Origin of the sequence: Bradyrhizobium sp. (assembly GCF_049798375.1) — a bacterium.
Taxonomy (GTDB): domain Bacteria; phylum Pseudomonadota; class Alphaproteobacteria; order Rhizobiales; family Xanthobacteraceae; genus Bradyrhizobium.
This window is the reverse complement of sequence record NZ_JBARGP010000470.1, coordinates 1-13,504: the sequence shown is the minus strand read 5'-3', so window position 1 is coordinate 13,504 and position 13,504 is coordinate 1. Positions and strand designations below refer to the sequence as shown.

The window sequence follows — 13,504 nt, the reverse complement described above, 5'->3', positions numbered from 1 at the left end:
TGGACGCGCAAAATCGATGCGCGACGAGCGGAGCCGCAAGCCATGCCCAACACGCGCGAGCCAAGCCTGCATCCGGTGCCGATCCTGTCGCTGCGGCCGACGCAGATGACGGTGGGGATGCGCGAGGTGGAGGAGAAGCGCACGCGCTGGCGCGAGCACAAATCGGAGAAGAAGCGGGCGGAGCTGCTCGGCCGGCACATGATCCCGGTCGTGCATGGACCCGACGAGCGCTACTACGTGGTGGACCATCACCATCTGGCGCGCGCACTGCACGACGAAGGCGTCAAGGACATCCTGGTCACCATCATCGGCGACCTCACCATGGTCGAGCGCGATGCGTTCTGGGGCGTGATGGACAACAAGCGCTGGGTTTACCCTTACGACGCCAAGGGCGAGCGCCGGCATTTCAAGGATCTGCCGAAGTCGATCGCCGATCTGAAGGACGATCCGTTCCGCAGCCTGGCCGGTGAGCTACGCCGGGCCGGCGGCTTCGCCAAGGACACCACGCCGTTCAGCGAATTCCTCTGGGCCGATTTCCTGCGCCGGAAGATCTCGCGGAAGTCGGTGGAGAACAATTTCGCAGGCGCCATGGAAAAGGCGCTCGCCTTCGCCAAGGGGCACGATGCGATCTATCTGCCCGGCTGGTGCGGCCCGGCGTCGGACGACTGAGGCCGGCTCGGCCTCGCATTCAGCCCAACGCTGAGCAATGCGCCGCCGCGACCTTCCAATGCCCATCCGCAGCTTCCCAAACGCGCGTATAGGCAAACCGTCCTGAAAAACTCTGTCCGTCATACGAGCCGGCAACATCGGCGACCAGCGTCACGATGGCACACGTCCCGGACGGTCGCATGCGCTGGTCCGAGATATCAATCCGCTCGATCTTGAGAAGACCGGATTGGTGCGCGGCCAAATCGTCCGCCTTGCTCAACCGCTGCCCGGTCTGGTTCGTGAAGACGAGGTCGTCCGCCAGCAGCGCATCAAGCATCTTCAGATCGCCGGCAAGCATGGCTTCCCGCAGTTGGGCCTCTACCGCATCGACTTGATCGGCAAGTGTGGTCATATCGCTGTCTCCCCGATGGTCGATGTTGCCTGGCGGTACTTACGCCTGTTTCGGCAGCCGGCCCATCAGATAGAATTCATCGTTCGGGCGCATCGCGGTGACGTTCGCCATCCGGTTCGACAGTCCGAAGAAGGCCGCTATCGCGGCGATGTCCCAGACGTCGTCGTCGCTGAAGCCGTGGTCTTTGAGCACGGTGAATTCGGCATCCCCGACCATCTGCGCCTCGAGCGCCACCTTCATTGCGAAATCGAGCATGGCCTTCTGTCGCGGCGTGATGTCGGCCTTGCGATAGTTAGCCGCGATCTGGTCCGCGATCAGCGGGTTCTTGGCGCGGATGCGCAGGATCGCGCCATGTGCGATCACGCAATATTGGCACTGGTTGGCACTCGATGTCGCCACCACGATCATCTCGCGCTCGGCCTTGGTCAGGCCACCATCCTTGTCCATCAGCGCGTCGTGGTAGGCGAAGAAGGCGCGGAATTCGTCCGGTCGGTGCGCCAAGGTCAGGAATACGTTCGGCACGAAACCTGATTTTTCCTGCACGGCCAGAAGCCGGGTGCGGATGTCCTCGGGCAAATCCGCAATCGCGGGGACAGGAAAGCGGCTGATGGCGGGTTGCGACATAAGAACGGCTCCGGCTGTGGGAGCCGCGAGAATAGTCCATCGCGTGAAAGCCGCAACGCCAAGGTTAGTTCAGGACCTCGACCGTCGCCGAGCGTCCCGCCACCAGCTCGGCCTGCTTTGACGCGTCATCGAGCGCGATGCGCACCGGCACGCGCTGTGCCAGCCGCACCCAGTTGAAGGTCGGATTGACGTTGGCGAGCAGGCTCGCACCCTGGCCGCGATCGCGATCCTCGATGCCGGCCGCGATGCTCTCGACATGCCCCGTGAGCTGTCGGGAATCGCCCATCAGCCGGACCCGGGCGGGCGCGCCGATCTTGATGCGCGCCAGCTTGGTCTCCTCGAAATAGCCTTCGACATGGAGCGTGTCGTTGTCGACCAGCGCCATCACGCCCTTGCCGGCGCCGACATAGACACCCGGGCGCAGATCCATGTTGGTGATGGTGCCATTGACGGGCGCGCGCACCTCGCTGCGGTCGAGATTGAGCTTGGCCACGGCCTGGTCCGCCAACGCCTGGTCATAGTTGGCCTTGGCCAGCTGCTGGGTCGCCAGCACTTGCTCCTGCTTCTGCTGCGACACCGCGTCCGTGGTCAGCGCATGATAGCGCTTCAGATCGGCATTGGCTTCGTTGAGCGTGGCGAGGCGGCCCGCAACCACCGCGTCGGCCTGCCGGAGCGCCAGCGAAAACCGTTCCCGGTCGATGCGGAAGATGACGTCGCCGCGCTTCACGGCCTGGTTGTCACGGACCGGAACATCCGTGACGAAACCGGAGACGTCGGGGGCGATCTGCACGATGTCGGCGCGGACGTGACCATCCCGGGTCCACGGCGCCTTCATGTAGTAGCCCCAGAGATAGACGCCGACCCAGGCGGCGGCGGCAACGGCAATGACCGTGAGACCGACACGGCCGATCAGGCTGAAAACGTTTTTCACGTCAAATACTCCGAGGAAAGGTAGACGACGCCGCCGAGCACGCAGACAAACAGGGCGAAGTCGAACAGAGCGCGATGCCAGACCAGCCGGTAGAAGCCGAGCCGGCGTAGCTGCGCGCTCAGCAATGCCGATAGCAGATAGGCGATGACGAGCCACAGCAGCAGTGACGGCATCAGCACGCCGGCGATATCGAGGTCATATTTCATGCGACGAGACTCCGAGCCTCGGACGGGCGCATGTGGTAGGGCGGACTGTCCGGAAACAATCCCGCGCGGATGCCGACCAGACCGATCAGGGCATCCTCCTGACCGGGCGCAGCCTGCTCGTCGAGCGCCCTGGCCAACGCCGCATCGATGGTCCCGAGTAGCGCGGCGGGCATTGGTGCCGCCGCGATATTGCGGCAGGCCGCTGCAAGCTGGTCCAGCATGGCGTCGATGGCCTGAATAGTCATGGGTCCGAGGCCATGGCGCGCCCGGCGCAGGTCGATGATGTTGAGGCCGACGCGGAGCTGTCTCAAACTGTCGATATCGCGCCGCTCGGCCGCAGGAATAGCGGCGACGCGCTGGGCCAACAGGCCGAGACGGTCGAGCATGGCGCCGACGAAGGCCGCGCGGTCATTGTTGCCGCGACGCTCGGCGGTTTCCGCCAAGGTGGTCCAGTTGGTCTGCAGCAGCCGGTGGGCAATCCACCTCGCCCGCACCGAGCGCATCAGGCGCGTCAGCACGATGGCTGCAGCCATGCCGACCATGAAGGCAGCCGCGGAATTGGCGTAGCTTTCGAAGTCGGCGTTGTAGGTCGATTGCAAGGCCAGAAGCGTGGCGCCATTGGCGCCGAGCGCCATGCCGATCGGTGTCGTTGAGGGCCGCGCGATCAGGACGCCGAACAGGATGAATGCCGGCGCCAGCGCAGCGATCAACATCTCGATGGTGGAGATCGCCGGCAAGATTCCGAACAGATAGATGGCGACCAGGACGATGGCGACCAGCGACCATAGCGCGAAGCTCTGGATGCTGGGGGCTGGATCGTCCTGGGAGGCGAAAAACGAGCAGGCGACCGCAGCCATCATCGGCGCCGAGGCGCCGTCGACCCAGCCGGCCCCGATCCAGAACCCACAGCAGACCAGGATAGCAATGATGACGCCGGCGGCCGACCACAGCGCCAAAGTGTGGTCGCGGTGCCGTGCAGGCGCGATACCTTGCTCGGTCTGGAACGCCAGCGGGACGCGTGATGTGTCTTGGTCGGCAGCGATCGCGGCGCTGAGCGCCCGGCAATCCTCGGAGATATCGACGAGCTCGCGCAGGCGGATCAGGAGGTTCGCCGTCATGATCTCGTCCCACGACGCATCCGCATGCAGCGGCGGCCGCAGATCTGCGATCGCGACACGAAGCGTGTCCGCCGGCTCACGCCTGTCATTGGCAGCGATGAGCCAGTCGGCGATCCGTCGCAGCAGGTCCTTCAGCTTCGGCTGCAGCCGGCCATCGAGCGCTGTCAGGCGGTCGCGGATGGAGCCGAGCAGCGGCAGCAGCAACAGCATGTGCAGGCGCAGCGCGCGCAGGCCGCGGACGGCGTGATGGTTGGCAAGCTGGTCGAACGCGAGATGGCTGGCGAGCGTGTCGATGTCGAGCGCCTCGGCGGCCAGCCGCAACCGCTGCCCCTGATAGCCCGTCTCGCCGCCACCGCCGAGCATGATATGCCGGCTGAGGCGGCGGGCATCCGCAAGCCAGTCGTCGACTTTGGCGCCGACCACGGGCGCGACGGAGCGCGGCAGCACCAGCGTCGAGACCAGGGTGGCGCAGATGATGCCGATCGTGATCTCCTCCGATCGAGCAACAGCGACGTCGAAGATGCCGCCGGGATCGGTGACGGCCGGAAAGGCGATCAGGGCCAGCGTGTAGCCCGACAGCATGAACAGGTACGAGCGGGGCGTGCGGTCGAGCAGCGACAGATAGAGGCAGCCTCCGACCCATAGCGCGACCACGAGACTCAGCAATTCGGGTGCGTTGACGAAAGTGGGGATGATCGCGACCGACGCCGCGGCACCGATCAGGGTGCCGAGCACGCGATAGAGCGCTTTCGAGCTGGTGGCACCGGCCAGCGGCTGCGAGGTGATATAGACCGTCGCCATGGCCCAATAGGGGCGCGGCAGGTCGAGCCACAGGGCGATGACGAGCGCGAGCGTCGCAGCGGCGAAGGTCTTCAACGAAAAGATCAGGTCCGCCGCGCGGACCGGGATTTGCGTGCTTTGGCTCATGATCAATCCGCGTTGATGCGGCCGTTAGCCTCCTGAAGACGAACTGCCCGTTGCTCGATCCGTTGCAAAACGTCGAACGTGACCGCGAGGTCCTCAGGCGAGATATCCTGCAGCAGGTCGACCCGCACCCGCCGTAGCACCCGGTTGATCTCTTCGGCCTTGGCTTCGCCGTCGGGTGTCAGATGCAGCGTCTTGGCGCGGCGATCGGTCGGATCCTCGCGCCGCTCGACCAGACCTTCAGACTGCAGGAGGTCGATGAGCCGGACCAGCGAGGGGCCCTCGATGCCGATCTCGTCGGCGAGCGCTCCCTGGCGCAGGCATTTGCCGCGACCCGACAAGATCCGCAGCGGATGGGCGGTCGCCTGCGAGAGGCCGTGATCGGCCAGCGCCTGATCGGCTTCGCGGCGCCACAGCCGCGCCAGGCGGGCGACGAGGAGGCCGATCTCGGCATGAATGGTGGTTTGCGACGGTGCCATGCAAAATAGATAGGGTCAAAATCATTAGGCTTCAACTTATATGGATTGAAACGTTCGTGAATAAGCTCGCAGATCGCGAGCAGAGGCAAACTGCATGGACTTTGGTCCCGTCCGGGCGCAGCCCGGTTTTTCTGCCCCGGAAGGCAGCCCGCTGGGTCTAGTTCCGACAGGGATCGTTGTTGCCGTGGACGCAACGGCGTTGGGTATCATCCTGCCGCTGCTGCCGTTCTATTCGCAACGGCTGGGGGCGACGCCGTTCATGATCGGCGCTCTGATGTCGGTCTATGCGGCGTGCCAATTGGTAGCCGGGCCGGCCGTCGGCATGCTGTCGGATCGATATGGCCGCCGGAACGTGCTCCTGCTCAGCCAACTCGGTACTTTCACAGGGCTGGTCCTGCTCGCGTCGGCCGGCAGCCTCACCCTGGTGTTCGCGGCCCGGATCATCGACGGTCTCACCTCGGGCAATATCTCAGTCGCACATGCGTATGCGGCGGAGCGCAGCCCGCCCTCGGCGCGCAAGCAGGCGCTCGGCATGACCTCGGGCGCGATCGGGACCGGCCTTCTGATCGGACCGGCGCTCTCCGGCTTTTTGGTGCCCTACGGGCAGGCGGCGCCGATCTGGGCCGCCGCCACGCTCTCGCTGCTGAGCATTCTATCCACAGCGCTGCTGCTGCCGCCGGACCAGCACAGCTCCGACGCGGTCAGCACGCAGCGGATCCCGGCGCGGCGGCCGGCGCGAACGCTGCTCGGGATGCGCTATGCATGGCGATTGCTCGGCCTGCTCCTGGTGTACTTCGTCGCCAATGCGATGTTCCTGTCGCAGATCGGTTTGTTTTTATCTGCACGCTTCACCTGGGCCGGACATCCGTTCGGCGCGCGCGAGCTCGGCTGCGTCTTCGCCTATGCCGGCTTCATCAACATTCTCATCCAGGGACTTCTGATCAGCCGCATCAGTCTGTTTGTGTCTGATCGCAGCATCGTCATCATCGCCTTCGGCTGCATGGGCGCCGGATTCTTGGCGCTGGCCTTCGCCGCCGAAATCAGCCTGCTCGCCGTGTGCCTGACCTTGATCATCGCCGGCAGCATGTTCGCGCGCAGCACCTTGACCGCCGAGCTGTCGCGTAGCGCGGCGCTCAACCGTCAGGGCATGGTCATGGGCTTCAACCAGTCGCTGATGTCGGTGGCCAATATCCTGGCGCCGCTGCTCTCGGGTGCCTTGATCGGACGCGGCCTCCACACCGTCTGGGCCATCGTGATCGCAGCAATCGCCACGTTCGGTGCCATCATGGCGGCGCGGCTGCTGTCGGGGCGTCACACGCACCGGACACGGACGCACGATATGACCCTGGCGCCACAGTGAGCGGCACGTCGTCTCTAGCGCAGCGGCTTCTTCAGCAGTGAGAAGCGATCGGGGTCAAGCCCCAAGGACGGCTGCAGCATCGGCGCCTCTGTCGTCGCCAGGCTCGACGTGCGATCGCTGTTGCCGACGGAATCGTTGTCCCGGCTCGAGGTCGCGCCGCGCCAGCGCTCCAGTACAGCGCTGACGAACTGCATGTCATGGCCGGCCGACGAACGCACCGTGGCGATGGTCGCTTCGCTGCGCGGCAGCTGATGCAGCGGTACTTCCTTGAAGCGCAGCCGGGTCGGCAGCGCGACGCCTTCGCCGAAGGCCAGTACCTCGCGGGTGCCGAGCGAGGGCACGAAGGACAAGAGATTGGCGGCGGCATCCGAGACCGCCGAGCGCAGCAGCGACTGGTCGCGCTCGTTGGCAAGGCGCATCGTGAACAGCGTGTTGCACTGGGAGATGATGGTGGCATCGAGCTCGGCCGGGCGCTGCGTCACCAGGCCGAGATAGACGCCGTATTTGCGGCCTTCCTTGGCGATGCGCGAGATCGCCTTGCGGGTCGGGCCGAAGCCGATCGAGCGATCTGCCGACGCGTAACGGTGGGCCTCCTCGCAGATGAACAGCAGCGGCGAGACGCCATCGCTCCACAATCCGAAATCGAACGCCATGCGGCACAGCACCGAGACCACGGAATCGACCACCTCGGCGGGGAAACCCGCGAGCTGCATCACCGTCATCGGCCGGCCGTTCGCCGGAAGGCGGAACAGATGGCTGATGACCTCCGCCATGGTGTCGCCGCCGACATTGGCATTGTCGAACATGAAGGCGTAGCGCGGATCGTTGCGCACGGTCTCGATGCGCGAAATCAGCTTGTGATAAATGATGCGCGAGGAGCGGTTCTCCAGCTTGCCCATCCGCTCGTCGATCAAATTGATCAGGTCGACCAGGCGGTAGGGCACCGGAGTGTCGACGGTATAGCCGACAGTTTTTTGGTCGATCCGCTTCAGGCCGATCCGGTCCGAGTTCTGGTACTGGGTGTAGGCACTCTTCGCGACCGGGATCACCTCGGCCAGGATGTCGAGCTCCTCCGGCACGCCGGGCCGGCCGCCGAACAGGACGTCGACGATCTCCTCGAAATTGAACAGCCAGAACGGCAGCTTCAGATTGCGCGGATTAAGCACCAGCGAGCGGTCGCCGAAGCACCGGCCATATTCGTTGTGTACGTCGAGCAGGAACAGGCGCAGGTTGGGACGGGCTTTCAGAATCTCGTTCAGCAGCAGCGACACGCCGGTCGACTTGCCGACGCCAGTCGATCCCACCACCGCGAAGTGCTTGGACAGCATTTCCTCGACATTGACGTAGGCCCGGACCGCAGGGTCCTGCTGCAGCGCGCCGATATCGATCTGGTCGGTGGTGGTCGGCGTATAGATCGTGCGCAGCTCCTCGCTCGTGATCATCTCGACCGGATCGCCGATGGTCGGATAATGCGTGACGCCGCGCTGGAATTTGGGCTTTTCCGCCGGTCCTTGGATCTCGCCGAGCAGGTCGACCGAGGCGGTGGCGAGATAGGTCCCAGCGTCCGCCATGCCCTCGCTCGACACTTCGGAGATGATGGCGACGATCGTGGCCTTCGGGCAGTGGATGCTGATGAAGCGGCCAACGGTCGCACGGACCTCGGAGATCGCCATCTGCTTGGTCAGAATGCCGACACGCGCTTGGGAGCCCCGTACCGAGATCACGCGTCCGAAGGATGTCACGGTGATTGAGCCTGTGCTGAATTGGTCAGGTTGCTACCTTGGCCGCTGTGACTGGAAAAATTGTTAAGCGCTTCACAAATCGCGCGAGGTCATCGGTGTCGATGGCGGTGGGCATCCGGTATTCAGCAGGGGACTGCACCCCGAGAAGGGACGAACGCCACTGGAAAATAAGCACTTTTGCGGAGCGACGACTGGTTTTGGCCGGCAAAGCGGCTGTTAAGAGATGGTTTACCAATTTGAACGGTGCGGCGATCTGTCTTGCCCCGGGACATAACGAACGGTGTCTCCGTAACATCTGCTGGTTGATTTGCAGCCGGCGTCAGGTTTCAACATCATGCTGGTGCCGACACTGGCGCGACGGTGCGACAAGCCCTGCCAATCGACCGCAGCGATATCCTGATCATCGGCGGCGGCATCGCAGGCCTTGCGACCGCGCTCGATTTGCTGGACGGCGGCCATCGGGTGCTGCTGGTCGACCGCGACGATGAGCAGGCTTTCGGTGGGCTGGCGCGCGAGAGCTTTGGCGGCATGTTCTTCGTCGATACACCGGAGCAGCGCCGCCAGGGCATTCGCGATTCCGTCGATCTCGCGTGGCGCGATTGGTGCAGCTTTGCCGAGTTCGCGCCCGATGAGGTCTGGCCGCGCGCCTGGGCGCAGGCCTATGTGCAGCGCACGACCGCCGACGTCCATAGTTGGGTTCGCCGCCTCGGTGTCAGTTTTCTGCCGGTTATCAACTGGGTCGAGCGCGGCGAATTCCAGCCTGGAAATTCGGTGCCGCGGTTTCATGTCGCCTGGGGAACGGGGAAGGGCATCACCGATGCCGTGATCTCGGCGTTGCGTGGGCATACCAATGCCGGCCGGCTCGCGCTGCGCTTCAACGCCAAGGTCGAGCGGTTGACCATGCAGGGTGGCCGCGTCGTCGGCGCCGAAGGCTATGACGAGCAGGATGGTACGCCGTTTGCGGTCCGCGCCGAGCAGGTCGTGGTGGCGGCGGGCGGCATCAATGGCAACCTCGATCGCGTCAGGCAGCACTGGCATGCGGACTGGGGGCGGCCGCCGGAGACGATCCTCAACGGCTCGCATCGTTTCGCCGACGGCACGCTGCATGATGCGGCGGCTGCTGCTGGCGGTGTACTGACCCATCTCGACCGGATGTGGAATTATGCCGCCGGCGTCCATCATCCGCGCCCGCGCAAGCCTCATCATGGCCTGTCGCTGGTGCCGCCGCGCTCGGCGCTGTGGCTCAACTGGCGGGGCAAGCGGATCGGGCCGCAACCGTTGGTGTCGGGCTTCGACACAAGGCGGCTGGTCACCGCGATCTGCGGCGAGGAGCGGCAATATTCCTGGCAGCTCATGAATCGACGGATCGCGCTGCGCGAGCTCGCGGTGTCGGGTGCCGAATTCAATCCGTCGATCCGCGAGAAAAGCCGGCTCGGCTTCGTGCGCGACGTGCTGGCCGGCAACCGCTGGCTGGTCGACGAGATGATCAAGACTTGCCCTGATGTCGTCACGGCGCCGAGCCTGCCTGAGCTGGTTGCGAAGATGAATGCGTTGCAGGACGATCAGGCGGTCGAGCTCGCTGCCGTCGAGGATGCCGTCTCGCGATATGATGCGACCATCGCCCGCGGCGAGAGCCTGATGAACGACGAGCAGCTGCGCCGCATCGCGGCACTCCGCCAATATCGCGGCGACCGGCTGCGGCTATGTAAATTCCAGCCGATCGCGGACAAGGATGCGCTGCCGCTGATCGCGATCCGCGAATTCATCATCAGCCGCAAGAGCCTCGGCGGCATCCAGACCGACCTGCAGAGCAGGGTGCTCGATGCGACCGGGCAGCCGATCCCAGGTCTGTATGCGGTCGGAGAGGCCGCCGGCTTCGGCGGCGGCGGCATGCATGGCCTGCGCGCCCTGGAGGGCACCTTTCTCGGCGGCTGCATCCTGTCAGGCCGATTGGCGGCTGCCTCGATCGATGGCAGAACGGATGTCTTGAAGGGTTGAGGAAACGCCATGAAACGAACCGGAGCCTGGCTCACGGTCTATGCGCTCGAGCAGATCGGCGCGCGCTTCACGTTCGGCATTCCCGGCGTGCACACCACCGAGCTCTATGACGCCCTGAACAACTCCAACCGCATCACCCAGGTGCTGGTCACGCATGAGGGCGGCGCGTCCTTCATGGCGGATGCGGTCAGCCGCGTGTCGTCCTCGATCGGCGTGCTGACCGTGGTGCCGGCCGCAGGACTGACCCATGCCGCGAGCGGCATCGGCGAGGCCTTCCTCGACGGCGTGCCGATGCTCGTCCTGACCGGAGGTCCGCGCACCGACAGCGGCCGGCAGTATCAGCTGCACCAGATGGACACGCATAAATTCATGAGCGGCCTCACCAAGGCCACGTTCCACGTCGCGAGCCATGAAGATGTTGTGCCGACCTTGTTCGAAGCCTATCGCGTCGCCATTACGGGCGAGCCGGGGCCCGTATTCGTCGAGCTGCCGGTCAATATCCTGCTGATGACCGACGAGGTGACCCAACTGCCGCAGTTCAAGCCGGCGCCGTCGCATCTGCCGCAGGCGGACTCAGAGATCGAGAAGGCCGCTGCGCTACTGGCAAGCGCGAAGCATCCTTGCATCTTCGCCGGCTGGGGTACGCGCGATGCGACGAATGAGTTGACGCAGCTGGCCGAGCGGCTGCAGGCGCCGGTTGCGACCACGTTGCAGGGGCTCTCGGTGTTCCCCGCCACCCATCCGCTGCATACCGGCTTCGGCTTCGGCGCGTCCGCGGTGCCGGCGGCGCAGAACGCGTTCAAGGATTGCGATTGCCTGATCGGCATCGGTACCCGTTTTGCCGAGATTGCGACCGGCAGCTACGGCGTCAGGATGCCGGAGAACCTCGTCCATATCGACATCAACCCGGCCGCGATCGGCGCCAACTATCCAGCCAAGGTCGGCCTCGCCGGCGATGCCGGGACCGTGCTGCGGCAGCTTCTCGCCGCGCTCGCAACCGAAGGCCTAAAACGCAAGACCGACGATGGACTGCGCGCGCAGATCGCCAAGGACAAGGCAGCCTATCGCGAGAGCTGGTATCGCAACGATGCCGCTGGGATCGTCAATCCTGTTCGCTTCTTCGACGAGTTGCGGCGCCAGATGCCGGATGACGGCATCCTCGCGATCGACGACGGCAATCACACTTTTCTCACCGCCGAGCTGATGCCGATCCACGCACCGAAGAGCGTGATCCTGCCGACCGATTTCAACTGCATGGGCTACGCAGTGCCGGCCGCGATCGGCGCCAAGCTGGCATTTCCCGAGCGCAGCGTGCAGGCAATCGTCGGCGACGGTGCCTTCACCATGACCTGCATGGAGATTCTCACCGCGGCCGCCAACGGGCTCGGCGTGGTCTACTACGTCTTCAACGACGGTGAGCTCGCCCAGATCGCGCAAGCGCAGCAGATCCCTTACAGCCGCAAGCCATGCACCCAACTCGGCAAGCTCAACATCGAGGGCGTTGCGCTCGCCACGGGCGCCGCCTACGTGCCAATGAACGACAATGCTGATATTGTGGGGGCGATCGCCAAAGCCAATGAGATCGCGAGCAGCGGCCGGCCCGTGATCGTCGCGGTCAAGATCGACTATGCCAAGAAAACGGCATTCACTGTCGGGACCATGAAGACCAATTTCGGTCGCTTCCCGCTCAATGAGAAGCTCCGCTTCCTGACCCGCGCCGCGGTCCGTCACGTCGTCGGCTGATATTGTTTTCGCGGCGTGTAAGCAGGGCTATTGACACGCCCTCATCAATGCAACTTAATGTAGATCATATCGTATCTTTCTATTTGAAAGAATCGCGCCGCGATTGATTGTTTGCGGCGCGCCAATGCTGCAGCTGCCAACTGCGCAACAGTCCCACTGATAGTGACGCCATTTTCGACGCGCCTTGAATTGTCATCAAAGATATAGGGCCCGCATGGGCCAGAGAGGGAGATGCCATGTCTCGATCCGGCAAGCGGCCCGAACTGCGTCGTCGTGATTTTGTCAGGGCATCTCTCGCCGCTGGTGCGGGACTGGCGGCGAGCGCCGGCGCCTGGAAAGCCTGGTCGCAGGCCGGCCAGCCACCGACGCCGATGCCGACCATTCCGGTCGAATGCGTGCCGCCGGTGCCGTTCGGGCAGGCGGCCGGTTTCGGCGATGCCGGCGGTCCCGTTCGTGTGCGCAAGAGCGTGTTCGAGCTCGACGCCAACGAGATCAGCCGGCTCAAGGCCGCCTATGCGGCGCTGCTCAAGCTGACCAGGAACAACGATCCCCGCAGCTGGTACGCGCAGGGCGCCGTACACTGCTGGTACTGCAGCGGCGCCGTCGACGGCCTCAACGGCATGGAGATTCATGGCTCCTGGTGGTTTCTCGCCTGGCATCGCGCCTATCTCCACTTCCATGAGCGTATTCTCGGCTCGCTGATCGAGGATCCGACTTTTGCGCTGCCCTATTGGGACTGGGATTCCTGCCACGACGATCCCAAGGACATGACGGGGCGCAACCGCTTTCCCGGCGAGGTCTATGGCTTCCCGACCGACCAGGCGATCAACCCGCTATCCGACACCACACGTGCGGCTGGCCCGAACGACCGCATTCCGACCGGCGTCGTCGGTCCCACGGCGATGAAGCCGATCCTCAATGCGCAGTCTTTCGCGGATTTCGGCGGCAGCAGCGACGAGGGATTGCCGGTGTTCGCATCCACCGGAAGTGCGCAGCAGGCCGGGCTGCTGGAGGCCGGGCCGCACGGCATGGTGCATCTCTGGACCACGGACCCGAAGAGTTTTTCGGGCCTGGCCAACATGGGCATGCTCGCGGCCGCCGGATTCGATCCCGTGTTCTTTGCCCACCACGCCAATATTGACCGGTTGTGGAGCGTGTGGGCCGGGACGCAGGGCCATGCCAATCCCTCCAACGATCGCTGGCTCAACCAGCAGCCGTTCTATTTCTACGACCAGGCGCAGACCTGGACGGCGATCCTGATCAACCAGGTCGTCGATTCCGAGAAATCGCTCTCGTATCGCTATCAGGCGCCGCACTGG

The 13,504-nt window shown here is 64.5% G+C and carries 12 protein-coding genes; 5 read left to right on the top strand and 7 right to left on the bottom strand.

Translation table 11 applies throughout. The features are described from left to right. Nucleotides 1-42 precede the first annotated feature (42 nt). Complete coding sequence (locus WA702_RS19460; protein WP_425112167.1) at nucleotides 43-669, top strand: ParB-like protein; 627 nt, start codon at nucleotides 43-45, stop codon at nucleotides 667-669. A 19-nt stretch (nucleotides 670-688) separates the two neighbouring features. On the opposite strand, the gene WA702_RS19455 is transcribed toward WA702_RS19460, so the two are convergent. From WA702_RS19455 to WA702_RS19430, 6 genes are all read right to left on the bottom strand, one after another. Beyond that, nucleotides 689-1,060 (bottom strand): nuclear transport factor 2 family protein, encoded by a 372-nt coding sequence (locus WA702_RS19455; RefSeq protein WP_425112166.1) that lies wholly within the window; start codon nucleotides 1,058-1,060, stop codon nucleotides 689-691. 39 nt (nucleotides 1,061-1,099) lie between these two features. Next, nucleotides 1,100-1,684 (bottom strand): peroxidase-related enzyme, encoded by a 585-nt coding sequence (locus WA702_RS19450; protein ID WP_425112165.1) that lies wholly within the window; start codon nucleotides 1,682-1,684, stop codon nucleotides 1,100-1,102. Between the two features lie 64 nt (nucleotides 1,685-1,748). Further along, nucleotides 1,749-2,615: an efflux RND transporter periplasmic adaptor subunit gene (locus WA702_RS19445; protein ID WP_425112164.1), complete on the bottom strand. Its 867-nt coding sequence runs from the start codon at nucleotides 2,613-2,615 to the stop codon at nucleotides 1,749-1,751. Further along, nucleotides 2,612-2,821: a DUF1656 domain-containing protein gene (locus WA702_RS19440; protein ID WP_425112163.1), complete on the bottom strand. Its 210-nt coding sequence runs from the start codon at nucleotides 2,819-2,821 to the stop codon at nucleotides 2,612-2,614. Before WA702_RS19440 ends, WA702_RS19445 begins: the two co-directional genes overlap by 4 nt. After that, nucleotides 2,818-4,866: an FUSC family protein gene (locus WA702_RS19435; protein ID WP_425112162.1), complete on the bottom strand. Its 2,049-nt coding sequence runs from the start codon at nucleotides 4,864-4,866 to the stop codon at nucleotides 2,818-2,820. The genes WA702_RS19440 and WA702_RS19435 overlap by 4 nt, the downstream gene beginning before the upstream one ends. Before the next feature lie 2 nt (nucleotides 4,867-4,868). After that, nucleotides 4,869-5,342, bottom strand: coding sequence for a MarR family winged helix-turn-helix transcriptional regulator (locus WA702_RS19430; RefSeq protein ID WP_425112161.1), 474 nt, complete (start codon nucleotides 5,340-5,342; stop codon nucleotides 4,869-4,871). 184 nt (nucleotides 5,343-5,526) lie between these two features. On the opposite strand from WA702_RS19430, the gene WA702_RS19425 reads away from it, so the two are divergent. Further along, nucleotides 5,527-6,702, top strand: a complete 1,176-nt coding sequence (locus WA702_RS19425; RefSeq protein ID WP_425112160.1) for an MFS transporter — start codon at nucleotides 5,527-5,529, stop codon at nucleotides 6,700-6,702. A 14-nt stretch (nucleotides 6,703-6,716) separates the two neighbouring features. Here the strand turns inward: WA702_RS19425 and WA702_RS19420 are convergent, their stop codons facing one another. Beyond that, the gene (locus tag WA702_RS19420) at nucleotides 6,717-8,444 is read right to left on the bottom strand and encodes an ATP-binding protein (RefSeq protein ID WP_425112159.1); all 1,728 of its coding nucleotides are present in this window, start codon (nucleotides 8,442-8,444) and stop codon (nucleotides 6,717-6,719) included. Between the two features lie 360 nt (nucleotides 8,445-8,804). Here WA702_RS19420 and WA702_RS19415 point away from each other — a divergent pair, with 360 nt between their 5' ends. From WA702_RS19415 to WA702_RS19405, 3 genes are all read left to right on the top strand, one after another. Continuing rightward, nucleotides 8,805-10,442, top strand: coding sequence for an FAD-binding dehydrogenase (locus WA702_RS19415; RefSeq protein ID WP_425112158.1), 1,638 nt, complete (start codon nucleotides 8,805-8,807; stop codon nucleotides 10,440-10,442). A 9-nt stretch (nucleotides 10,443-10,451) separates the two neighbouring features. Further along, nucleotides 10,452-12,185 carry a thiamine pyrophosphate-binding protein gene (locus tag WA702_RS19410; RefSeq protein ID WP_425112157.1) on the top strand — a complete coding sequence of 578 codons (1,734 nt, stop codon included), beginning with the start codon at nucleotides 10,452-10,454 and terminating at the stop codon, nucleotides 12,183-12,185. A 236-nt stretch (nucleotides 12,186-12,421) separates the two neighbouring features. Beyond that, a partial coding sequence (locus WA702_RS19405) for a tyrosinase family protein (RefSeq protein WP_425112156.1) occupies nucleotides 12,422-13,504 on the top strand: 1,083 nt, incomplete at its 3' end.